The organism is Dolichospermum sp. UHCC 0406 (genome assembly GCF_009712025.1).
Lineage (GTDB): Bacteria > Cyanobacteriota > Cyanobacteriia > Cyanobacteriales > Nostocaceae > Dolichospermum > Dolichospermum lemmermannii.
On record NZ_VILA01000023.1, the window covers coordinates 1 to 23,864 of the forward strand.

Annotated in this window: 22 protein-coding genes, 1 tRNA gene and 1 rRNA gene; 9 read left to right on the forward strand and 15 right to left on the reverse strand. The window is 39.0% G+C overall.

Annotated elements, in window-relative coordinates:
• The 3 genes from FJR09_RS19430 to holA form a co-directional block, all read right to left on the reverse strand.
• Positions 1–107, reverse strand: a 16S ribosomal RNA gene (locus tag FJR09_RS19430); the annotation flags it as partial.
• Positions 108–528: 421 nt separating this feature from the next.
• Entirely contained in the window at positions 529–1,014 is a 486-nt protein-coding gene (locus FJR09_RS19435; protein WP_015079115.1) for a DUF4168 domain-containing protein, read from the reverse strand.
• Between the two features lie 124 nt (positions 1,015–1,138).
• Complete coding sequence (holA, locus tag FJR09_RS19440; protein WP_015079114.1) at positions 1,139–2,125, reverse strand: DNA polymerase III subunit delta; 987 nt, start codon at positions 2,123–2,125, stop codon at positions 1,139–1,141.
• Between the two features lie 82 nt (positions 2,126–2,207).
• Here holA and FJR09_RS19445 point away from each other — a divergent pair, with 82 nt between their 5' ends.
• Complete coding sequence (locus tag FJR09_RS19445) at positions 2,208–2,993, forward strand: hypothetical protein (protein ID WP_015079113.1); 786 nt, start codon at positions 2,208–2,210, stop codon at positions 2,991–2,993.
• Positions 2,994–3,059: 66 nt separating this feature from the next.
• Here the strand turns inward: FJR09_RS19445 and FJR09_RS19450 are convergent, their stop codons facing one another.
• The 3 genes from FJR09_RS19450 to FJR09_RS19460 all read right to left on the reverse strand — a co-directional run bounded on the left by FJR09_RS19450 (position 3,060) and on the right by FJR09_RS19460 (position 4,924).
• Positions 3,060–3,197, reverse strand: a complete 138-nt coding sequence (locus tag FJR09_RS19450; protein WP_158310507.1) for a hypothetical protein — start codon at positions 3,195–3,197, stop codon at positions 3,060–3,062.
• An 86-nt stretch (positions 3,198–3,283) separates the two neighbouring features.
• A complete protein-coding gene (locus tag FJR09_RS19455; RefSeq protein ID WP_015079112.1) occupies positions 3,284–4,063 on the reverse strand; it encodes an RDD family protein in 780 nt (259 codons plus the stop codon).
• Positions 4,064–4,072: 9 nt separating this feature from the next.
• Positions 4,073–4,924 carry a DUF975 domain-containing protein gene (locus FJR09_RS19460; protein ID WP_168653357.1) on the reverse strand — a complete coding sequence of 284 codons (852 nt, stop codon included), beginning with the start codon at positions 4,922–4,924 and terminating at the stop codon, positions 4,073–4,075.
• 79 nt (positions 4,925–5,003) lie between these two features.
• Between FJR09_RS19460 and FJR09_RS19465 the strand changes: the two genes are divergently transcribed.
• Positions 5,004–5,960, forward strand: coding sequence for a stage II sporulation protein M (locus FJR09_RS19465; RefSeq protein ID WP_015079110.1), 957 nt, complete (start codon positions 5,004–5,006; stop codon positions 5,958–5,960).
• 48 nt (positions 5,961–6,008) lie between these two features.
• On the opposite strand, the gene FJR09_RS19470 is transcribed toward FJR09_RS19465, so the two are convergent.
• The 4 genes from FJR09_RS19470 to FJR09_RS19485 form a co-directional block, all read right to left on the reverse strand.
• The gene (locus FJR09_RS19470; protein WP_015079109.1) at positions 6,009–7,328 is read right to left on the reverse strand and encodes a DUF58 domain-containing protein; all 1,320 of its coding nucleotides are present in this window, start codon (positions 7,326–7,328) and stop codon (positions 6,009–6,011) included.
• A 13-nt stretch (positions 7,329–7,341) separates the two neighbouring features.
• Positions 7,342–8,295 (reverse strand): MoxR family ATPase, encoded by a 954-nt coding sequence (locus tag FJR09_RS19475; RefSeq protein WP_015079108.1) that lies wholly within the window; start codon positions 8,293–8,295, stop codon positions 7,342–7,344.
• Between the two features lie 150 nt (positions 8,296–8,445).
• Positions 8,446–9,525, reverse strand: a complete 1,080-nt coding sequence (locus tag FJR09_RS19480) for a DUF4350 domain-containing protein (RefSeq protein ID WP_015079107.1) — start codon at positions 9,523–9,525, stop codon at positions 8,446–8,448.
• Positions 9,526–9,683: 158 nt separating this feature from the next.
• Positions 9,684–10,310: a DUF4129 domain-containing protein gene (locus FJR09_RS19485; RefSeq protein WP_168653358.1), complete on the reverse strand. Its 627-nt coding sequence runs from the start codon at positions 10,308–10,310 to the stop codon at positions 9,684–9,686.
• A gap of 78 nt (positions 10,311–10,388) precedes the next feature.
• Here FJR09_RS19485 and FJR09_RS19490 point away from each other — a divergent pair, with 78 nt between their 5' ends.
• From FJR09_RS19490 to FJR09_RS19500, 3 genes are all read left to right on the forward strand, one after another.
• Positions 10,389–10,847, forward strand: a complete 459-nt coding sequence (locus FJR09_RS19490) for an NADAR family protein (RefSeq protein ID WP_168653359.1) — start codon at positions 10,389–10,391, stop codon at positions 10,845–10,847.
• 107 nt (positions 10,848–10,954) lie between these two features.
• Positions 10,955–11,707: a tetratricopeptide repeat protein gene (locus FJR09_RS19495; protein ID WP_168654165.1), complete on the forward strand. Its 753-nt coding sequence runs from the start codon at positions 10,955–10,957 to the stop codon at positions 11,705–11,707.
• A 1,301-nt stretch (positions 11,708–13,008) separates the two neighbouring features.
• Entirely contained in the window at positions 13,009–15,390 is a 2,382-nt protein-coding gene (locus FJR09_RS19500; protein ID WP_168653414.1) for a phosphoketolase, read from the forward strand.
• A 369-nt stretch (positions 15,391–15,759) separates the two neighbouring features.
• Here the strand turns inward: FJR09_RS19500 and FJR09_RS19505 are convergent, their stop codons facing one another.
• From FJR09_RS19505 to FJR09_RS19515, 3 genes are all read right to left on the reverse strand, one after another.
• A complete protein-coding gene (locus FJR09_RS19505) occupies positions 15,760–16,221 on the reverse strand; it encodes a photosystem I reaction center subunit XI (RefSeq protein WP_015079101.1) in 462 nt (153 codons plus the stop codon).
• 294 nt (positions 16,222–16,515) lie between these two features.
• Complete coding sequence (psaJ, locus tag FJR09_RS19510) at positions 16,516–16,662, reverse strand: photosystem I reaction center subunit IX (protein WP_015079100.1); 147 nt, start codon at positions 16,660–16,662, stop codon at positions 16,516–16,518.
• A gap of 39 nt (positions 16,663–16,701) precedes the next feature.
• Positions 16,702–17,196: a photosystem I reaction center subunit III PsaF gene (locus tag FJR09_RS19515; protein ID WP_015079099.1), complete on the reverse strand. Its 495-nt coding sequence runs from the start codon at positions 17,194–17,196 to the stop codon at positions 16,702–16,704.
• A 270-nt stretch (positions 17,197–17,466) separates the two neighbouring features.
• Here FJR09_RS19515 and tsaD point away from each other — a divergent pair, with 270 nt between their 5' ends.
• On the forward strand, positions 17,467–18,510 hold the full coding sequence (gene tsaD, locus FJR09_RS19525; protein ID WP_168653416.1) for a tRNA (adenosine(37)-N6)-threonylcarbamoyltransferase complex transferase subunit TsaD: 1,044 nt from the start codon (positions 17,467–17,469) through the stop codon (positions 18,508–18,510).
• Here tsaD and FJR09_RS19530 read toward each other — a convergent pair.
• Both FJR09_RS19530 and FJR09_RS19535 read right to left on the reverse strand, forming a co-directional pair.
• On the reverse strand, positions 18,496–18,684 hold the full coding sequence (locus FJR09_RS19530; protein WP_148279027.1) for a hypothetical protein: 189 nt from the start codon (positions 18,682–18,684) through the stop codon (positions 18,496–18,498). The genes tsaD and FJR09_RS19530 overlap by 15 nt on opposite strands.
• A 7-nt stretch (positions 18,685–18,691) precedes the next feature.
• Positions 18,692–19,579, reverse strand: a complete 888-nt coding sequence (locus FJR09_RS19535; protein WP_168653413.1) for an alpha/beta fold hydrolase — start codon at positions 19,577–19,579, stop codon at positions 18,692–18,694.
• Positions 19,580–19,980: 401 nt separating this feature from the next.
• Here FJR09_RS19535 and FJR09_RS19540 point away from each other — a divergent pair, with 401 nt between their 5' ends.
• The 3 genes from FJR09_RS19540 to FJR09_RS19550 all read left to right on the forward strand — a co-directional run.
• The gene (locus FJR09_RS19540; RefSeq protein ID WP_015079096.1) at positions 19,981–20,508 is read left to right on the forward strand and encodes a GNAT family N-acetyltransferase; all 528 of its coding nucleotides are present in this window, start codon (positions 19,981–19,983) and stop codon (positions 20,506–20,508) included.
• A 163-nt stretch (positions 20,509–20,671) separates the two neighbouring features.
• Positions 20,672–20,745: transfer RNA gene (locus tag FJR09_RS19545), tRNA-Pro, on the forward strand.
• Positions 20,746–21,278: 533 nt separating this feature from the next.
• Positions 21,279–23,864: pentapeptide repeat-containing protein (locus FJR09_RS19550; protein ID WP_168654166.1), on the forward strand; the 2,586-nt coding region annotated here is incomplete at its 3' end.

Sequence of the window (23,864 nt, forward strand, 5' to 3'; positions counted from 1 at the left end):
GCGTTACTCACCCGTCCGCCACTAAATCCCTAAAGATTCCGTTCGACTTGCATGTGTTAAGCATACCGCCAGCGTTCATCCTGAGCCAGGATCAAACTCTCCATTTTGGTTCTTTCGAGTTTGTCGGCTCCGAAATTAATTAAAATCTCGAATCCTCTTTAAATTATCTTGACGACGAGGATTGGTTTAATCTATTCTTTCAAAGTATTATTTTTTCTCGGTTCAGTTGCCGTGAGTTGTTTTATCTCCCCGGCACTTAACTAATATAGCAATCCTTCCTTTTCTTGTCAAGGGGGTTGGGAAAATATTTTTTTGGCAGGGGAAATAATAGCTGAAATCTTTGTGAAAATAGGGATTCAGCCTATTTTCTAAGTTATCAGTCTGGTAAAAAAACAGGAATTATCTTTTTGGTCTCATGCAGGTTAGCGAAGGAATCAATCGGCGATAAAGGGGTTAAACTCTATGTTCCCCTGATTTTTAGTGATAATCATGGCTTTTTGCCATCCTGATCATAGTATTTGAGATTACTTATTTGGAGGTTTTTGAGGGTGAAGCCTTTTGCAAATGTAGTAATGTATTATACAGTTGCTTTTTTAAATTATTGTTGTTTTGGATTTCTAAGGTGATTTTATTGAATCTTTCAACTGTAAGACCACTATCCTCGACTATTTTTTGAGAATGGTTGCAGTAATTTCCGGCAATATCTTTGGCTTTGCCAGGTAGTGCATTGATACTTGTAGGATCATTACAGATCACTTGGGGAACATCTTTGCTACCGATGAGTTTTTTTATTTCCTCAAAGGCTTGCTGACGGACTGGTTCCATCCCCAATACAGCTTTTGCATAGTTAGTTACTTCTGTATTGTTGATGTTTAAGGTTTGAGCGATTCCTTGGGAATTGAAGCCGAAAGTCCCGAATATCAGACTTGCAGTGGCAATAGTTGCCAAAATCAAGGGTTGAGAGAGAATTCGCTGCAACCGTTTGGTTGAATGAAGACTGTAAATTGTGAGCATATATAATACAGGTGACACAGAAGGACAAACAGGAAATGTGATCGATCATAAGTTTGAATTATTTTCTGAATTAGAAGTTCCAGTCAAGCAAGATTGAATCAATATATTGATATTGATGGGGTTATTAAATGCGGCGACATATTTGACAAAGTTCGATGACTTTAGTTTGTAGGGTTGAGGTTTCGGATACACCTTGCTTGAGGCTGACTTCTAATTCTAATAGCAGTGGTAAGGCAGAGATGAGTTGTTGTAGGGGGAGAGATTTGACTTCTTGCTGTAGGAAGTAGATGCGTTTGGGGTTAGAGATTTCCGCACCTTGAGCGATCGCTTGCGGGTTGCGTTCACCACTGTCCATCATCATTTTTACTAATAACCAGGTGCGAAATTGACCTATGAGTGTGGCAACTATCCGTAAACCCGGTTCGGCTGCATTGCTGAGATCACCTAAGATTCCTAAGGCTTTTGGGGTGTCTCCAGTTCTGATGGCTGTTGCTAGTTGTAAGGTGTTTTGAGTGGTATTTCTGACTAATTCCGATACTGTATTCACATCTAAAGGTTTGCCACTACCTTCTGTATAAAGACGTAATTTTTCTAGTTCATTGTAGAGAAGACGGGTATCGTTACCTACTGATTCGGCTAATAGTTCGGCGACGAGGGGACTTATTTTTATACCGACAGTTTGAGCGGCTTGTTGAACTGATTGGACTAAAAGTTCGGTTTTCCAAGGGGGAATTAGGGGAAATTCGGAAATTGTAGCAAATTGCTTGAGGAGTTTTGTACTTTTAAGGCGTTCATCTGGTTTGTTGCGACTGGTTAATAGTAAGGTGGAATCTGGGGGGATGACTTTGAGAGTGCGTTGTAATTCGGCTAGGATAGGCTCTGGACAATTTTGCCCCAGAGTGGTGTTAATGAGCCACACGAAACGCCCACCAGCCCCGAATGGTGGTGTCATTGCTTGATTTAAAGCTTGGACTATTGAATCGGGTTGATCTGCGGGAAATGAGGTATAGTTAAAACTAGTCCAGAGGGGATCAAGGATGCGATCTCGTAAAGTTACTACGGCTTTTTCCATGGCAAAATCGTCTTCCCCCCAGTAAACATATATTGGCATAGCAATTTAAAATTAAAAATTAATTTGGTCAAATTGAGTAAATCTCCCTACAATCTATCAAAAGAGCGCAAGGTGATCAAGATTGGACGACAACTACCAAATCTATTTAAATCGGGTAGCACACATGACGCTACCAGAAGCTTACAAAACCCAGATTCAGCATATTCAGGAATCTTCTAAATTTCGGGTTCATGCTGGAGTAAGAGTTGCTACACCCTTTCCAGGCTATACGCTGATTACCCCACCAGCAGCAGAAGACCTGAAAAACGCTGCTTTCTACGGTCAAATAGAAGCCTATCAACGGCAATTATTAGAGCTACCCATTGGTGGTGATTTGATTGTACCTGTTCCTGCTGTGAGTTTTCATCTGACGGTGGCAGATTTAATTTGGGATAGTGCTTTTCATCATGCTTGTACAAAAAATCCCCAATTTGCTGAAGATTTGAATTCTCAGTTGGCTGAGATGTTTCAACAATATCAACAATTGATGACAAAGGGATCTCCTATATCTTGGCAAATGTTGGGGTTGATTGTGATGCCAAGGGCTGTAGGTGTGTGTTTAGTACCAAAGGATAAACGTTCTTATGAGGAAATTATTCAGTTCCGACGGATAATTTATCAAAATCGCACGTTAATGGGCTTGGGTATTGAGCAGCATTATCATTTTACGGCTCATGTAACATTGGGGTATTTTAGCGAAATTCCCCCAGAGTTAGATCGGGTAAATCTGAATACAATGTTTTGTGAGTTTAATCAATCATTGCCGTTAGATACTCCAGATTTTCTCATTAATAAGGTGGAATTACGAAAATTTGATAATATGATCCGCTATTATCGTCAACCAGACTGGCCGAGTTTGGATTTTTAAGTAATTCATAGTAGGGGTTTAGCAGTGCTAAACCCCTACAAACTCGACACATATAAATAATTTTAATCAAGAGATATTTCCTATTTTTGCTTTTTCCACTTTCTCAACTTGTTTGGGCGCTTCTATTTCGTTGAATAGTTGGATAGCTTCATTAAAGTTGGTGTGGCTTTTTTCGGTTTCACCAATTTTTTGATATGTTACCACATTCACTTCAAAAATGTGGCATTCGCCATAAGTCCTGGTTCAGATGAATTATCACGTAAATAGCCCATTATGGATGAAAATCGCCTCTAATATTCAGGTTGTTGATAGGCAAGATAAACAGCTTCTAAAAATACATCTGAAGCAATATTCCCTGGGAGAATTTCTAAGTTAATAATAGATTGAACTTGTTGGGTGAGTTTTAAAGAAAGTGCTATTCTGGCTTTTTTTGACATTCCACTCCGTCGCTGTAAATATTCTCGAATAATGGCAAAATCATCGGGTAATAAAGATGATAAATCGGCTATTTCTCGTAACTGAATATGGAAAGATTTAGCTGCTTCAGAAATAGCTAAACTTGATGATTTTACAACTGTTTCTGATTGAATCACAATTGTCCCAGCGGCTAAATCACCAAGACGCTTTTCTCGATTACTGAAAGTAATTAAAAAAGCACCGATAAATAAAGATTCATCAAGAGGACGGAGTAAAGCTCGTAATGCTGCTTGTTGTAAACCCACAGGTCTACCATCATCTCGCACAACACGAATTTTAGCAATACGTTTACCTGGTGTTTGTCCTTGCCAAAGAGTTTCAAATAAGACGAAATAACCTGTGTAAATAAAGAACAGACTTAATAGAGATATGGCTATCAACCACAAGCCGAAATTAGAGCCAAAAATACTCACTCCAACATCAGTTATTTGTTGAAAAATAAACGACCATATCAACGCAATTACCACTAAAGTAAAAGCCAAAATTAGATAGTCAATCATTAATGCTAAAGCCCGACTACCAATTCCAGCCAGGGTAAATTCTATTTCCACACTTTCGGGTGTGGTGAATTTAATGCGATTAAAAAGGTGCATTTTTTATATTTAAATATCGTGGTCACGTAATTGTAAACCCAACCCTTCTCGCCGACTTCTGAGGTCATAGTAAATAACTGCTTTAACTGTTTGCCAAAAAGGTGCAATTAAGGCCAAACCAGCAAGAGTTAGTCCAATTATTAACAGAGAAAATATCATTGAAAAACCAACATTTCCTTCCCTTAGTAAAGGTGTGAAAATTAGCTGAATAATACTAGTGATGATTTGAATAATAAATTGGATGGGAATGGTGATTAAAGCACTAATAAGAGAAATTGCCAGAATTCTGCCAATATTTCCCTTTGTTAGTTCCCAACTACGATTAATGGTTGAACTACCATTAACATTATCTTCAATTGCTAGAGGAACATCTACTAAATAAAACCTAGTTCCTATCCACAAAATACCTGTAAAAATGATTATCATGACTACCAAAGTTATTAAAATGATAATACCTATATTAGCTGGATTTGCATCCTGTAATCCTCCTAGTAATGCGGTTGGTATACCTATCAATAAACTGCCAATAAGTACAAATCCAAGCATAATTCCTATACTAATGGCAAGCATGAGGATCATGTTCACAAAAAATTCCCACAAGCGGGAATTGACAAATCGTTTACCTGATGAAACACTTTCCGGTTGGTTAACTAATTCCCCAAAAGCTAATCGAGAAATCAGGGCTGAAAGGGCATAAAATTTCACCCAACCGTAAATGGGAACTAGTAACCAAGCATAAGCTTTAAGAGCTATGAAAAAATATTCTTTAAGATGAGAACGGTACAATCGTATTCCCGCACTGACAACACTACCTACACTTAACGGTTGAATAGGGTTAGGAGAATTAAAATTTCCAGACATGGTGTTAATTTTTTCCTAAAATACGGCGCTTACTTTGAAGTTATTTTAAGCTAATCTGTACTAAGTATTTAGAAATTTTATGAATATTCAACGTTGGATAGGAAGACGAGAGGCTAATTGGCAGCGTTTAGACGCTTTGTTAAAGAAGGTGGAACAAAAACGGTTAAAGTCTCTCCGTTCTGCGGAAATTAGGGAATTAGCGAGTTTATATCGTTCCGTGGCGGCGGATTTAGCTAGGGCGCGTACCCAGCAAGTAGGTAAAACTTTAATTCAAAGTTTACAATCTTTGACAACTCGCGCCTATACACAAATTTACCAGGGTTCGCGGCGACAGGAATGGCAAGCGGCTAAGGAATTTTACCTATGGGGATTTCCTCAAGTGGTGCAGCAAACGTTCCTATACATTGCCACAGCCACCGCTATGTTTGTTTTTGGAGGCTTAATTGCTTGGTGGTATGCTTGGCAAGATCCGAGTTTTATGTCGTTGGTAGTACCGGAAAGATTGATTTCCCTGGTGCGAGATAAGCATGAATTATGGATGGGTTCGATTGTGGGGATTGAACCATTAGCTTCTAGTAATATTATGATGAATAATATTTCTGTGTCTTTTGGGGCTGTGGCTGGGGGAATTACGGCGGGTTTATATACGACTTATTTATTAGTATTCAATGGTTTGTTAATGGGCGCTATTGGTGCTTTAGTTGCTCAAAACAATCTGGCTTATCCATTTTGGGCCTTTGTATTTCCCCATGGTGCTTTGGAATTACCTGCGATATTTTTTGCAGGAGGTTCAGGTTTGTTACTGGCAAGGGCAATTTTATTTCCTGGTAAATATCGTCGTCTGGATGCTTTGAAGTTTTATGGTTCTTTGGCTGTACAATTGGTTTTTGGGATTGTGGTGATGTTGATTGTTGCTGCTTTAATTGAGGGTTTTTTCTCACCAAATCCGGTTATTCCCAATCCAATTAAATATTTAGTAGGGATGGGTTTGTTTGTGGTTTTGGTGCGGTATTGTAGTCGGAAGAAGAAAATATGAGCTACATTTTTTCTCACGCAGAGACGCAGAGGCACGGAGAGAAATAATTTAGAGTTGGTTACGGGCTTTAATTTGTAAATATTTATCAACTAATTGTTCGGAAATTTGATTTGCTGGTGCGTCAAGAACTAATACTCCTTTTTGTTTTAATTGGGCAAATGCCAGTTGTCTTTGTGCTAATAAATCTAGTGCAACTGCGCGAATATAAGATTGTGTGGCATCTTCAGTAAATGTATGTGCTAAATTATCAACTTGAGGATCTCGCAGGGTGACGCAAAAGGGTAAATAGCGGGGTGCGAGTCTGGTAAGGGCTGCGAGAAGTTCGGAGGAAGCGGTGATATCAACTAAGTCCGTAATGATGACTACGAGCGCTCTGCGGGTTTGTTGTTTGACGACGTGGGTAACTGCACCTAAATAATCAGATTCGAGTAATTCTGGTTGAATGGGGGTGAGTTTATCAATGAGTTGGTTGAGATGATTTTGTCCGCGTTCTGGAGGTATCCACGTATGTAGTTTGTTGTCAAATACACCAATACCAACGCGATCGCCTCTATGCAATCCTGCCAATGCTAGGGATAATGTCGTATTTAAACCCCAGTCAAATCGTTGCAAACTTTGAACTTTTGCTGTCATCAATCTGCCACGATCTAGTAATATCAATAATGTTTGTTCTTGTTCTGGTTCTAAAACTCTAACTAGGGGTCCTGTATTACCATAAGCACGTCTTGCGGTAGCTTTCCAATCAATAAACCGCAAATCATCACCGCTGCGGTAGTTTCGTAATTCGGCAAATTCTGTGCCTATTCCCATTTGCCGAGTTTTACGGATAGAACCTGATGATTGTAATGTGAGACGAATGGAGAGCGATCGCAATCCTATTAAATCAGGATATACTTTTACCTGTGTACTGTGGGGAATTTGCCAATCATGCCACACTAACCCCCACATTCCTAACTGTCGCACTTGCATATTTCCCCAAGAAAATTCTCCCCTTTGATTTGGGTAAACTGTGTAAGTTGATTCTTGATTTTGATTAGCATTTATATTAGCTGTAACTGTGGTTGTAGAAACAGCAAATTCTTGTGGGTAATAATCGCGGATTTTAATAACTGCATCAATTTTCCCAGCTTGAACTTTTAAAATAACTGAATTATCTCTACCAATAGATAAACGTAAAGGTAATTCGCGGGTAATTTCTACGCGCTTCGCTTTCATTCCCCAACCGTCAACTACCATTAAAATTAAAACGGTAATATCAAATAAACAAGTTATGATTATGGTTTGATAAATTCCCAAAATCATAGATAAAATTGGGGAAATAAATATTCCCGCAATTAATAAAAAATAAACTTTTTTGGAGGGAATCATGATTTTTGTTTCGTTATCTAGGAACAGGAACTTGATTGATTACTGCTGCAACTACTGCATCAATTTGTAAACCATCTAGCATTGCTTCCGGTTTCAATAATAAACGATGACGCAATAAGGGTGAAGCCACTGATTTTACATCATCTGGAGTTACAAAATTCCTTCCCGATAACCAAGCTGCGGCTTGAGAAGTTTGCAACCAAGCACCCGCAGCGCGAGGAGATGCACCTAAAGCTAAATCAGGATATTGACGGGATTTTCTGACAATTTCTAATAAATAATCAACTATTGTTTCTGATACTTGAACTTGTTTTACAGCTTGTCTAGCTTGCAAAATATCAATTACTGTGGTGATAGGTTTTAAGTTGGCAATATCTGCACGTTTTGCAGTAAATCCAGACTGACGATTTAATAACATTTGTTTTTCGGCTGCTTGTTCTGGATAATCTACAATTAACTTAAACAAAAACCGATCTAATTGTGCTTCTGGTAAGGGATAAGTTCCTTCAAATTCTAAAGGGTTTTGGGTAGCAATTACCCAAAATAAATCAGGTAATGGTAAACTTTCACCGTCGAGGGTAACTTGCATTTCTTCCATTGCTTCCAAAAGTGCAGCTTGGGTTTTTGGAGGAGTGCGGTTAATTTCATCGGCTAAAAGTATTTCTGTAAAAACGGGACCTTTTTTTAATGTGAAATCGCGGGTATTTAAGTCAAAGATATTTGTCCCTGTAATATCTGACGGGAGAACATCTGGAGTTAGTTGAATACGGCGAAAATCAGATTGGATTAATTGTGCCAATACTTTAACTAACAATGTTTTTGCTGTGCCAGGAACTCCTTCTAAAATAATATGTCCACCTGCTAATAAGGCAATTAATGTCTGTTTAATCAAAGCGGGTTGTCCAACAACTATTTGATTAATTGCTTTTCCCAGATTAATTAAAACCGAATTATTAGTTTCACTCATATTTATCAATCACTCACAAAAAAAGGAATAAAAAAAAGATTTCGAGAAATATCATATTCATCAAAAGATCTATACCAAATTTATCTAAAGCTGCACAGAATCATAATCATCCGTATTTATCTGCGTTTATTTGCGTTCATCTGCGTTTAATTATTTTCGCAAATTACGCCATTTCTCTAACCAGCTTATCAGTTCTCGTTCACTTATTCGACGTTTTTGTGATTGTAGTTGTAAGACTGCATTAAGTTTTTCTGTATTATTCCCTATTTGTTCTTCCCAGATTTTTAGTAAAACCTGATTGTCTAAAGGAATTTGACTCAAACCCAAAGTTTTCTGAAGTTGTATTTGTTCTTCTTTCCCTAGCATTTCGACAACAAAATCAGTAGATTCTGCTTTTTGTAAAACTCCCGCTAAAGCTTGAATATAAGCCTGACTGTTATCTATCAAGGATGTTTTTAAGGTTACTGATTTACCAAAGCGGCGATTTTCTGCCCAAGTTAATGCCAATAATAGGACAATTAGCTGGATAAAGGCTGGTAATAGGGGAGTTTTTGCGAAATAATTTAATATACTATCTTCTCCTAGTTTTTTCTGAATATCTTTATCTTTATAGCCATGTATATATTCATCTACAAATACTTTTTGACTATTTTTGCTGACTAAATCTGCTAATAATTTAAAATTACTGTCATTGTTTTGATAGGCATTAGCAGCTAAATATGGTGTTGTTGCTAAAATTACTTTGCCTTTACCAAACTTTTTCTGCCAAATTATTGTCCCAAATTTGTCTTCTAGTGTGATTTGTTCTTCCTGGGAAATATTATATCGGCGGCGGGTATCAATCTTGACTTTTCCGAAGGTTGATTGCTGCTGTGTACTAAATGCTGCTGCGGTTACTGGTTTTTTAATTCCTAAAATTACTAGGTTATTCCCTTTTGCTATCCATTCTTCTTGTTCTGAATATATTTCTATTTCTTGAAGGGTGCTATTAACTTGTAATAAGGTAATAGGGTTCTTTGTTGTTGGTAAATCACTAAATGGTTTTTGCCAACGTTGAATACTGATATTTTGATCTTGCATAAAAGCATACCACGCACCATAGCCATCAGGGCTGCGGTTATAAGTAGAACCACTAGTTATTTGGGTGTTGGGGGCTGCTATAGTGGTAAGTAAAATAATCACGGCTAAGACTATCGCACCTAACCAAGCAACGCGCTGATTGCGTTTCATGATTTATCTGAATTAGGAATTTCCAAGAAAAAAATTATCCCAATAAATGAACAAAAGAACCACAGAGGCACAGAGAACACAGAGAGAGAAGAAATAGAGAGAGTTTTTGCGTTAGTTTTGGGACATATTTTTATTTGGAAGTCCCTTAAAAGAAACTTTTACTCCTGACTCCTGACTAATGATTCCTGGATTTTTCTATAAGCTTGCCAACACTGTTGATAATTTTCTGCTAACATTTCATGCTCACTAAAGCATAATTGTTCATGGGTGTTAATTAATGTTTGATATGGTTGAATGAGAGTGACAGAGGATTTGAGTAATTGCAGATATTCTCCGTCTGTGCGGCTAGGTTGTTGGTGGGCGATCGCTTGTTCATGCAATTGCTGTAGCATTGCTAAATACACACAACGACAAGCCTCTGTGTAATTATACTGTTGGTGAAATTCCTGAGCTTGGTTTAACAGTAAGGCAATTGATGTTTCTCTAGAATCAGCTTTGGTTCTAAAACCTGGAGAATTACTCATTGCATTTAGCCAAGCATGGATATAAGGATTGAATTCTTGCCATAATCGCCAACCTATCCATACCACGAATAAACCCAATCCTAACCAAAATAGGATATTTAGTAATTCACCTAACCAGGGATTGATTGACCAACCAGGCGGTAATTCTGGTAAAGTTTTTTGAAACCGGGAAAATTGGTATTCTATCCATTCCCCTACTTGTTGTTGGAATAAGGAAAATTCCCACACCCAATTTGTTTGTTCAAAAGCATCTGTAGTCATAAAACAGAATGGCTCAATCTATTATTCATTTACATTATTACTGCTAAAGCTAATTTAGTATAAAAGAGAATTTTGCAAATGACTATTTACTTTTATCAAGTTTCCCAGCCCTATGGTTGTTTTTCTAACTTTTCTCCCCACAGTATTAACATTGACGGTACTGACTGGCCAACCGTTGAGCATTATTATCAAGCACAAAAGTTTATTGGTAGTTCCGATGCTCCCATTATACCTTTAATTCACGCTGCTGTTAGTCCTGAACAGGCTGCTGCTTTAGGGCGTTGTCCCTCTCGTCGTTTCCGTCCAGATTGGGAATTGGTGAAAACTCAAGTCATGCGGATTGGGGTACTACAAAAATTTATCACTCATGCTGATATTAGGGAAATATTATTAATCACAGGTGATGAAATGCTTATAGAAAATTCCCCTACAGACTGTTTCTGGGGCTGTGGTGCAAATCATACAGGAGAAAATCATCTCGGTAAAATTCTCATGAGTGTACGTGCAGAAATCCGCTTACAATTCTTGAAAAGATGAAAACCTTTTATACTGGTCGCTTATATAAAATATTGTTTACTGAGAGTATCATCACAAAAAGCTGATATTCTAAACAGAGTTTGTAATTTTACCAAGTAGTAATTCTGATGAAAAGTAGAAAACAACAACATAATTGGCTGATGTTACTGGTAGGTAACGGCTATATAACTTTGTCTATTAGTATTCTGTTGTTTGGTTGTGTGAGTGCAGTTACTGACTCTAACCGTGTTTTGGCAAAAGATGATTCCTCAAAAATTGCTCAATCTCCAGCAGCAACAAAGGAAAATGCAGAACGGCTTTTTGAAGAGGGAAAGACACTTTATCAACAAGGATCAGCAGAGTCTTTGCGACAAGCAATTCAAAAATGGCAGGAGGCTAGATTATTGTATCGGGCTGTGGGCGATAGCGAAGCGCTCCGTAGGAATCGCAGTTGGGAAGCTATCACTCTCAATAGTATCGGTGGTGTCTACGATGATTTAGGAGAAAAGCAAAAAGCACTGGACTATTACAACCAAGCTTTACCCATAAGTCGGGCTGTGGGCGATAGCGAAGCGCTCCGTAGGAATCGCGGTGGGGAAGCTACCACTCTCAATAATATCGGTCTTGTCTACTCTGATTTAGGAGAAAAGCAAAAGGCACTGGACTATTACAACCAAGCTTTACCCATATATCGGGCTGTGGGCGATCGCGGTGGGGAAGCTACCACTCTCAATAATATCGGTGGTGTCTACTCTGATTTAGGAGAAAAGCAAAAGGCACTGGTCTTTTACAATCAAGCTTTACCTTTAATGCGGGCTGTGGGCGATCCCTATGGAGAAGTTACCATTCTTGATAATATTCGTGCATTAGGAGGATTTTAAGTATAGGCTTTTAGAGGATGTTTGAAAAGTTTTGAATGTATAAATTGACCCCTCTCCAAACCTCTCCCCGACGCGGGGAGAGGCTTTGAAAACCCCATTCCCTGGTAGGGAAGGGGGGCAGGGGGGTTAGGTTTTTGGAGATTATGGGTTTCATCTGATACTTTTCAAACAACCTCTTAAAGCTCACTGATGTTTTTTGTTTGTAAAGTTTAATTGCAAAAATATCCAATCTAATTTAAAGTTGTTATTCCAATAGTTGAAGCCATTAAAGCTTCCCTGGCAGATACAACAGCTAGAGAGAAAGAAGAGAAAAAACGCAAGTTAAATAAGAGGTAAAAGCGCTGTTTAATTTACATCTGTCTCGTCAACAAACAATAACACCCAACGCGAAAGCTGATATTTCCTCAAATGAATGAAAATCAGGGGGCGCTGTAACTGGTTTCCATCCCTTGTTGATCAAGTTGATGAAAGGTAGTACATCCCTGGCTAGAGTTAACAAAAAGAGGGATTCAACAAGCTAGTAGATGTCTGGGTGTTGTTGTTTGTAATATTATTCTAAAATTAAATATCAAGAGACAAAAAAATAGTGAAATACAGCACTTTCTGGTGTGATGAGGTACTTATCCAGCGGGCAAGACTTGTACTGAGCTTGTCGAAGTATGCCCGCACTACAAGAGTTTCATAATTCAAGTTTGTACCTCATTAGAGCGAAATCTGCTGTAGAAAGTAATTAACTTTTTCCCCAAACAAATCATCACAGTTACAATAAAACTGATTGGTGCGAATACTTTGGACTGGAGTTTTAAGTCAGTAACCCAGCCCTAAAGGGACTGAGCTTGCAAGAGTAATCAAACAAGCTGTACTGACCAGACCACCCTGAGCGGCTTGCCCTGACTTGTGCCGAGCGAAGTCGAGGTAGCGAAGTCGAAGGGAGTCGAAGGGTAGCCGTTATTTGAGTCACGACACCCTGGAATGCGAAGCCAGTTCCCTGCTCTGTCGCTTGTGATTAAACAGTTCTAAGGTCACTGGAACAGTGTTGCAAGCTCAAGCAAGCTCTTATAACAGGTCGAGGCTAACATTACCCCAGAAATGGGAGGCTCTTTGGAGCAAAACATTCATTATGCGTACAGAGTTGGGAATTTTGAATCGGTAACTGTCCCGTTGAAAGTACATCACAAAAGTACCCCGAATTTCCCAACTCCAAGGCGGTAATGAAAAAATATTCAAGGCGGTTAAAACCGCACGAGTCGCGTCCCTCTCAGGTCTAAAGACGCTGAGTTTCCTACTTACTGGGTATTCTTATGACTATTACCAGCATTTCACAGACAAAACCTTTAACAAACACAGAATTACAAAAAATTAACGCCTATTGGCGTGCAGCCAATTATCTCTCTGTTGGACAAATATACCTCCTCGACAATCCTCTTTTGAGAGAACCACTCCAACAAGAACACGTCAAACCTCGACTATTAGGACATTGGGGAACTACCCCAGGGCTAAACTTGATTTACGCCCACTTCAACCGAGTTATTAAAAAATACGACCTCAACGCAATTTACGTAGCTGGTCCTGGACATGGTGGACCCGGAATTGTTGCCAATACCTACTTAGAAGGAACATATAGCGAATATTACCCCAATATCTCCCAAGATGAAGAGGGAATGCAAAAACTATTTAAGCAATTCTCCTTCCCTGGTGGTATTCCCAGTCACGTCGCCCCAGAAACCCCTGGTTCTATCCATGAGGGGGGAGAATTAGGCTATGCTTTAGTTCATGCTTACGGTGCAGTATTTGATAACCCTGATTTGATAGTTGCGGCGGTTGTGGGTGACGGAGAAGCGGAAACTGGACCCCTAGCAACTAGCTGGCATTCTAACAAATTTATCAACCCTGTTACTGATGGTGCAGTTTTACCAATTCTGCATTTGAATGGATACAAAATTGCCAATCCCACAGTATTAGCACGGATACCCCATGGGGAATTGGAAAGCCTATTTATCGGCTATGGCTATAAACCTTACTTTGTGGAAGGTTCTGAACCGGCGGAAGTTCACCAAAAAATGGCGGCAGTATTAGATACAATCATTCCTGAAATTCAAAGTATCCAAAGAGAAGCGCGGGTACATGGTTTCCAAGCACGACCGCAATGGCCAATGATTGTTTTACGCACTCCTAAAGGTTGGACTGGACCCAAGGAAGTGGACGGGAAGAAAACAGAGGGTTATTGGCGATCGCACCAAGTCCCTTTTAGTGATATAGCTGGTAAACCGGAACATCTGCAATTGCTAGAAGATTGGCTAAAAAGTTACAAACCTGAAGAACTTTTCGACACCAACGGTCAACTGATTCCCGAACTGGCAGAACTAGCCCCCAAAGGTCAGCGTCGCATGGGAGACAACCCCCACGCTAACGGCGGAATTTTGCTGCGTGACTTGAAAATGCCTGATTTTAGCAACTATGCTGTAGAAGTATTTAAACCAGGAACAGTTAACGCTGAAGCTACCAAAGTTGCTGGTAAGTTTCTCCGTGACATTATGAAACTCAACGAAGAAAGCCGCAACTTCCGCGTTTTTGGTCCCGACGAAACTGCCTCAAATCGTTTAGATCCTTTATTTGAAGTGACAAACCGCGCTTGGGATGCGGAAACTCTCCCGGAAGATGACCATTTATCACCGGACGGTCGAGTTATGGAAATCCTCAGCGAAACCAATTGTCAAGGCTGGTTAGAAGGATATTTGTTAACAGGTCGTCATGGTTTCTTCTCCTGTTATGAAGCCTTTATTCACATCATTGATTCCATGTTCAACCAACACGCCAAATGGTTGAAAACAACTCGGCATATTACTTGGAGAAGACCAATTGCCTCTTTAAATTATCTTCTCACTTCTCATGTTTGGCGACAAGATCATAATGGTTTCTCTCACCAAGATCCTGGTTTTATTGATCATGTAATTAACAAAAAATCCGAAATCATTCGTGTTTATCTACCACCTGATGCTAATACTTTGCTATCAGTAACTGACCATTGTTTAAGAAGTCGTAATTATGTCAATGTGATTGTTGCTGGTAAACAACCTGCATTACAATATTTAGACATGGATTCGGCAATTAAACATTGTACTAAAGGTTTAGGAATTTGGGAATGGGCTAGTAATGATCAAGACAGTGAAACCGATGTAGTTATGGCTTGTGCTGGAGATGTTCCAACTTTGGAAACTTTAGCGGCTGTGGATATTTTACGGCAAAATTTCCCAGATTTAAAAGTGCGAGTTGTTAATGTTGTGGATTTGATGACTCTACAGCCAAAAAGTGAACATCCTCACGGTTTAAGTAACAAAGATTTTGATACTATTTTCACAACTGATAAACCAATCATCTTTGCCTTTCATGGTTATCCTTGGTTAATTCATCGTCTCACCTATCGGCATACAAATCATCAGAATATTCATGTGCGTGGTTATAAAGAAGAAGGAACAACAACCACACCTTTTGATATGGTGGTAATGAATGATTTAGATAGATTCCATTTAGTTATGGATGTGATTGACCGTGTACCAAAATTAGGTTCTCAAGCAGCTTATGTAAAACAAAAATTGCAAGATAAGTTGATTGAACATAAGCAATATATTCAGAAACACGGTGAAGATATGCCAGAAATCCGCGATTGGACTTGGCCATATTAATAATTGAGTTAAGCTGATTTTATAGGTAAGGGTTTAGCAGTGCTAAACCCCTACAGATGAGATAACAATAAACAATTTATTTTTCTGTTGATGCTGCAAAAGTTGTCCCTATTTCTCTGAATAATTTAGTATTTTATAATTAGTTTTTTGTAAAATTATAATTATCTATTTTCTAATATAAGTAGGTGAACTGAAAAATTTAAAGGTATGTGAAGAAAAGTAAAATCGCCCAAAACTCTCTTCCTGTTCCCTGTTAAGAGTTCCCTGTTCCCTTGCCATAACGACAATTTTCAACGCCAACCTACTTACTTCTCTCGACAATAGGTAATAGCCCAAATTAGCAACTATTACCCATTATCAAGAATTAAATTAACCCAATAAACCTTGGATTAATCCAGAATTACTGGTTAAGAAGAAAGCGACTACTGCGCCACCGATACCACCAATCAAGAAAGCACTGGTGAAATTATTCCAGCTTTCCTTAGAGTTAAAAGCATCAACAGGAGGATTGGGTACAGCAATACTAGCAAGAGCTTTACCAGGGTTGCTGTTAGCATATAGGGATAGGCAAGCTGTCAAAATTACAACCAATCCAATACTACCCAACAAACCAGCTAAGGTAGCATTGGGGGCATTGCGTAAAGGGCCTAATCTATGGAAAGGTCCAAATAGTAAATAACCATGAGCCATACCGACTTCCAAACCGCGTCTAAAAGGATTGAGACCGGGGCGATAAGCTGGTAAGTTGCTAATAAACCACTTCACCAAAGGAGCGGAATTGATGGGGGTTTCTAGATCGCCTTTTTGTGGATCACGTGCTGCTATTGCCATAACTTTTCGATTCCTTGGATCACTAGGTGGGTTTTTGATGAGCTTACTGCTTGAGTTATGTTGTTTGCTCGCTTTTAAATGAGAAAGATAGCATTTTTCATAAAAATTAATTTTGCCACTTTCTCATTTAGAAAAGTATGAAACCCGCAAACAGTGGACAACATGACGAGTTTCATACATTAGTGAAGATTGCTAATTTAAGTGATATTTTCACCTAACTAGGTTTGATAACTCAATGAGACAATCTACAAGCAAAAGCTAATTTACTTAGCTTTTCTGCACCGGATTTTCAACCTATAGGGGGTGGAAAAGGAGGTCAGGGAAGAAGCGATTAAATTCAATCAAAATCCCGGCTGTGATTGTCAACCAGATAGTTGCTGCAACGGGAGCAGTGGAAATGAATGTAATCAAGTAGTTGGTTTCGTTACCTTTTTCAGCCATGAATTTAGTCTCCAGAATGAGTGATTGAAAACAAATGAATTAACGTGGCGAAACGGTAATTTCTGAATCCTTCGCGGTTAATTCGCCGGAGAGCAATTCCTTGATTGCTGCTGCGGGCCAAGCAAAACCGGAGGTGATGATAGGTAGAGCAATACCCAAATCAATTTGGATTTCTTTTTGCTCCGCATCTGATCCTGTTTTGATTGCTTGGAGATAAGCACGGCCTACCCAACCAATCCAACCAGCAATGTAGAGGAAGAGAATACTAGGGATTAAAAAATCACCAGCATGATCAAGACTGCCATCTACAATCAAGTGAGGATAACCTTCAGGGCCACAGAGCGCCTGAGAATAACGTTCAAACCGCTTTTTGCCAGATTCGGGGTCAGTGGTGGTGTTGCGGGCATTTAGTGCTAGCTCTTGAAAGGCGGGAGAGTCTTTACAAGGAACAAGGTTTGCGCCTAGTGCATTAGCTTCAGGAGCAAAATTGAACCAAAGAGTCATCACCAAAAGCAAAGCAAACAATCGTCTCATGGAGTTGTTTCCTTTTATTACAAAACGAGAAGTTTCTTGTACAAAACGAAGCGGCTTGTACAGTCTTTATTTTAGATAACTAGGAAGTTATCATACTCTTGGCTGGGAACTGAGTAAAGTTTAAGTCAACAAAAGTTAAAGCTTCTCAATCAAAAGATAGGGAAGCAGGGTAGGAAGCAGGGAGCAGGGGGCAGGGGGAGATATGAGAGAATGTATATTGCCAATTACCAATTACCAATTACCAATTACCAATTACCAATTACCCATTCTATGACAACCGTTTTGGCTATTGAAACCAGTTGTGATGAAACTGCTGTGGCAATTGTTAAGAATCGTGAAGTGTGTAGCAGTATTGTTGCTTCACAAATTGCTGTTCATCAACAATATGGTGGGGTAGTGCCAGAGGTGGCTTCACGTCAGCATTTAGAAACGCTGAATTATGAAATAGAGCAGGCTTTAGTATCTAGTAATCTAGATTGGAGTCAGATTGATGGGATAGCTGCCACCTGTGCGCCTGGACTAGTAGGAGCGTTGCTGGTAGGATTAACGGCTGCCAAAACCCTGGCAATTGTCCATGATTTGCCTTTTTTGGGAGTGCATCACCTGGAAGGTCATATTTACGCGACTTACTTGAGCGAGCCAAGTTTAAATCCTCCCTTTCTTAGCTTACTTGTTTCCGGCGGTCATACAAGCTTGATTTATGTGAAAGATTATGGTATATACGAAACCTTGGGAGAAACCCGTGATGATGCGGCGGGTGAGGCTTTTGATAAGGTGGCGCGGTTGTTGAAACTGGGTTATCCCGGTGGACCAATAATTGACAAACTGGCACAAACTGGCAATCCCCAAGCCTTTGCATTACCGGAGGGCAAAATTTCTTTACCAGGTGGGGGTTATCATCCCTACGATTGTAGTTTTAGCGGATTAAAGACAGCAGTATTACGTTTAGTACAGCAGTTGGAGAAAGAGGGCAAAGAAGTACCAATTGCCGATGTAGTGGCTAGTTTCCAGGATACTATAGCGCGATCGCTGACCAAAAGAGCGATCGCCTGCGCTCGGAACTATGGATTAGATACCATTACTGTAGGTGGTGGCGTAGCAGCTAATAGTGGGCTGAGAAAGCATTTACAAGCAGCAGCCAGTAAACATAACTTGCGGGTTCTATTCCCCCCCCTAAAATTTTGCACCGACAATGCCGCCATGATTGGCTGTGCAGCCGTTGAACACCTATCACGTGGCAGAACTTCCCCACTCACATTAGGAGTCCATTCCCGGCTCTCACTGAACCAAGTCATGCAGTTATACGAAAATTAATTCAGGAGTATGGCTAACGCCACGCTTCGCTATCAGGAATTCAGGAGGAAGAAAGAAGAAGGAAGAAAGACAGTTACCAATTACAACTAACAACTGTACGGGCGAAGCATTTGCAGAACTATTTTTGGCAATGACCGATAATTTATCTTCCAAATGCTTCGCCCCTACTGACAACTAACAACTAACAACTGACAATTGACCGAATATGTTCAGCTACGGCTTCTGGCTGCTCTAACATAGCTAGATGTCCACAATCAGGAATTTCAATCACATTATCGCCAACGGATTGGAAAAGCCAATGAAAACTTGCTAAATGGCGGATATATTTGGGTTCCATCACCTTATCGTCAGCGCCAGCTAAAAAATAGACTGGCTGCTTTAATTTTGAGACTAATTGGGGTAAACAGTTAATTTCTGCTTCCGTAGTCGAGTCAAAAAGAGTTCCCAAAGCAGCTTCTGAATCAGCAACAATAAAATCAATCAGTCGTTGACGCGCCCAATATCGGTCTAAAGGATGTAATACACTAGCTTTAGTAAACAACAAATCAATCAAAGGCATTTGTGAAAGCCAACGAGGACGGACTTGTAAGAATTTTTGCCCAGCCGCACGAAATTGCTCAAACGCTTCTTTCAGATAAATCCCACCGCCTGCATTAATACAAATTACACCTTGAACACAATCAGGTAATTGAGTCGCTGTCCATAGAGCAATAGTGCCACCCAAAGAATGACCAATTAGCCAAGCACTAGAAATATTCAGGTGTTGGAGAAGCACAGCCAAATCCCGAGCATAAGCAGATGGAGAGTACATAGAATCCAAAGACCAACTAACCATACTAGAGTTTGTCGCAGTCAGTTCTATCTCTGATGTCACCTGAGACTGTGATTCACCAAAACCTCGTAAATCATAAGATAAACACTGTAAATCTACTGATAAACGAGAAATTACAGGTTGCCAATATACACTACTACTTAGCCAACCGTGGATAAATACTAAAGTATGGGGACATGATGTAGGAGCCGTTAGCTCATAAGTATGTGGAACGCCTAAGATTTCTATTGTTGCCATAATTAAATATCGTCCCCTCAATAGTGGGTGCGACTCAATACAGGTTTTTGGTAGTGCGGGCATCTTGCCCGCGTGAGCGAGACGCTCACACTACAGTCCATCATTGTCTGTTTATAAAAGCAGTAGCGGGTAAAATTGTCACTCAAGCGGGAAAGATACTTGAATTTCGGAAAATTTTTGCCTTTGGGTGAGTTTTATGGAGTAGTGTGAAAACAAAATGCTAGAGTTGAAAGTGATTGGGAAGAAACACCTGATAACTAGCTGTGAGTATTACAAACCGCTAAAACACCTAGAATATTTCTAGTGGATTGGCAAGCAATGATCATAGTGATGTTAAATGTGAATCAACACTTTTAAAAAGTGGAAACCAATTTTAGTCATACTACCCGAACTGCATTGGCATGGGTTTTTGGAAAACTTGGTTTAGCACTCCTGAATCTTTAGCGGCAAATAAAAACACTGCTGTTAATGAGCATACAGCGGAAGTTGATGGTAATTCTAGTGTAGGTAAGGATCAAATCGTTTTCAGTACGGAAAGAGATATTGACCTTTATGAACTCGAAGAACTCTGTGATGCAGTTGGCTGGTCACGTCGCCCCCTGAGAAAAGTAAAAAAAGCGATTGAGCATAGTTTTCTCGTAGCCTCTATGTGGCAAGTACGAGGAAATAAAAAGCGTTTGATTGGTTTTGCCCGTGCTACCTCAGATCATGCTTTTAATGCCACTATTTGGGATGTAGTCGTTCATCCTGATTTTCAAAGTAGAGGTCTAGGTAAGGCATTAATGAAATATGTCCTTAAAAAACTCAGGAGTGAAGAAATTAGTAATGTTACTCTTTTTGCTGACCCTCATGTTGTAGATTTCTATAAGACGATGGGCTTTATGTCAGATCCTGAAGGTATAAAAGGAATGTATTGGTATCCTCAATGATAAACGTGGCTGGGGTTTGGGGATTAGGGAACTAAGTATATTTCCCTAAATCTGATTTTTCTGGATTATTGGGTTTGCATTTATTCTTTTTTGTGATATGATAGTCGAGATAAACCAAAAAAACATAATTTGATTTATGTGGAACTTGGTTTCTGTGACTTTACGGGATGTAGCGCAGCTTGGTAGCGCGCCTGCTTTGGGAGCAGGATGCCGCAGGTTCGAATCCTGTCATCCCGATTTGTGAGTGGTTATATTGGTAATTACGATAATACAGCGGCACGGCGTTTTTTAATTGATATCTCCACTGTCTAAACTGTGATTTTTAGGATTTTGATGATTTTTAGGATTTTTATTTGATGGACTATCATATCTTTCCTACATCATAATTCAGGTAATATCCAAAAGTCCTTACATCCCAAAAAATCAGACTTCACACAAAATCCTGTCAATCCTTTAATCGGTTCCTGATTCTGACAATGTATTTCGCGCAAAGACGCAAAGGAGCAAAGACGCAAAGAAGAGAAGGAAGAGATTTTCTTTTTCAGCCATTATAGGCGTTTAGCAAAAAATCAAATCATGTAAATCCTTACATCCTGGATATCCTGATTCTGACAATTATGATTATAGGAAATGTTGGGTTTCCTTGCGTCAACCCAACCTACTAGCTAACGCACTGTGATTTATGTTGTGTAAGTGCGTACCGTTATAGGTTAAAATATGGGTGTTTATATGCCTGAAATTTAAGTATTACGATAAACACACCAATATCTATGAATAACAGACCTGGAATTGGAATTATTCTCAAAAAACCCGTTGCGCTGGGACAAAGAGAGATTAATGTGAATTGGCGGGATTTTGGGGTGGGAATAATCAAGGTTGGGGCAAATGCGTTGACTGGTAACATTGGTAATGTACCAGAAAATTTTGTTGATATTGGTGCGGCTATTGGAGTAGCACAAGAACCGGGAGAAATTGCTTGGTTGTTAGTCTCTTCGGCTTTAACACAGGCAATGGTGAATCTCATAGGAGATAATCAAGATTTACTACAGGAAGCAAGTCAGGGGAAAGAAGTAAAAGAGGATAAACTGCGGGAAATTTTGGAACAGCTTTTCAATCAGTGTTTAGAAAAACTAGAAACTGAAGAAATTCCTATTTATCAAGATTTTTTTGAATGTCCCCAAAATTTTGCCGTTGTTGCAGAAATTAAAACCCCTTTTGCTGAGTGGCTACAAGCAGAATTTAATCTAAATCCAGCACCAGCAGAAACAATTAGTAATCGCTTGCCTAATGAATTTTTGTATGCTGTATATTCAGAATTTGATCAACATTCTGATAAGTATGCCAAGTTGCAAACAGCATTAGATAATCCTTTTAGTAAAGCTGTTGAAAAAGAAGCTAAAAAGGAACTTTCATGGCGGCGTTATTCGGCATGGCTGCAAAAACAAGTAGAAGAAAGAATGTTTGATGAAGCATTTGGACTGAAACAGGTTTATGTTCCTCTCAGGGCTTTTTATGAGGAGAAAATAGAAAGCGATGATGATGATTTTGGTGTCTCTAATAGAAGATATCAATCAGTAGAGAAGAATGTGAAGCGGTATGTGGTTAATTTACAAGATGAACTACAAACCTGGTTAGATAAAGCTGATAAAACTGATGCTATGCGGGTGATTAGTGGTGGACCAGGTAGCGGTAAATCTTCCTTTGCCAAAATGTTGGCAGCGACATTGGCAGAAACAGGAAAAATACCAGTTTTATTTATTCCTTTGCATTTGTTTAATCCAGAGGCTGATGTAGTTGAGGCAATTGGTAAATTTATTGAATCAATGCGCGATATGCCTTTGCCAGCTAATCCTTTGAAACGAGAAAATGAAGTTGATAAATTATTGATTATTTTTGATGGGTTGGATGAATTGGCAATGCAGGGGGAAATGGCGGAAAGAGTTGCCCAAAAGTTTATTAGTGAAGTGAGAAGATTGGTTGATTTATCTAATCAGAGTAAAACTCATTTATTAGCTTTAATTGGTGGACGAGAAATAGTAGTTCAAAGAAATGAAAGTGAATTCCGTAAGCCTAAGCAAGTTCTTCATATTTTACCTTACTTTGTAGATCAAGAAGAAATAGAAAACAGGAATTTTATTGATAGAAATAAGTTATTAAAAATAGACCAAAGGCAGATTTGGTGGGAATATTATGGTAAAGCTAAGGGTTGTGGTTATGGTAAATTACCAGATGAGTTAGATAGAGGGAATTTAAGAGAAATTACTGCTCAACCTTTGCTGAATTATCTTGTGGCTTTAAGCTATGAAAAGAATACTGTTAAATTCACAGAAAACAGCAATCTCAATGAAATTTATGCAGATTTAATTAGCAAAGTTTATCAACGAGTTTGGGGAAAGAATCACAATCCCCAAATTCAGGGAGTGAAAGAACAAGATTTTGTTCGCATTTTAGAAAGTATTGCCATTGCGGCTTGGCATGGTGGAGATATTAGAATTACAACTTTGTCAGAAATTGAAAAATATTGTGATAGCAAGATTATAGACCGGATTTTAAATATTTTTAATCAAGATAAAAAAGCTAGTTTTACTCGGTTATTAACTGCTTTTTACTTTCGGCAACATGGAGTTAAAAACCGGGAACAGACTTTTGAATTTACGCATAAAAGTTTTGGGGAATATTTAGCGGCTAAAGGTATTGTCCGGCAATTGAAGCTGATACATCAACAGTTACAACAAAATCAAGAAGATTCTGATTTAGGCTGGGACGAAAAACAAGCGTTAGAAAATTGGGCGAAAATTTGCGGTTTAACGGCAATGGATGAGTATATTTTTAAGTTTATTGTTGATGAAATTCGTTGGCAAAAAGATAATTCTAAGGTTGATATTGGTGCATGGCAGCAGACGATGTGTGACTTAATTAGCTATATGTTAAAACATGGTATGCCAATGGAAAAATTTAGCATTTTTCAAGAAGCAAATCGTCAAGCCCGGAATGGTGAGGAAGCATTGTTAGCAGTTTTGAATGCTTGTGCTAGGGTGACAGAGAAAGTTTCCCAAATTAAATGGCATTCTTCAGTCATTGAAAATAAATATGGAGAAGAAAAAGAATATTTTACAGATTTTGGTAATTTGATTTCTCGCTTGCGTGGACAAAGAGTTAAATATGATGATCTATTTTGTTTAAATTGTTTAAGTTTTTTAGATTTGCAGAACTGTATTCTCATTTTTCAAGATTTTCATAAGGCGAATCTTGAAGGGGCGAATCTTCAACGGGCGAATCTTGAAGGGGCGAATCTTCAACGGGCGAATCTTGAAGGGGCGAATCTTCAAGGGGCGTATCTTCAAGACGCGTATCTT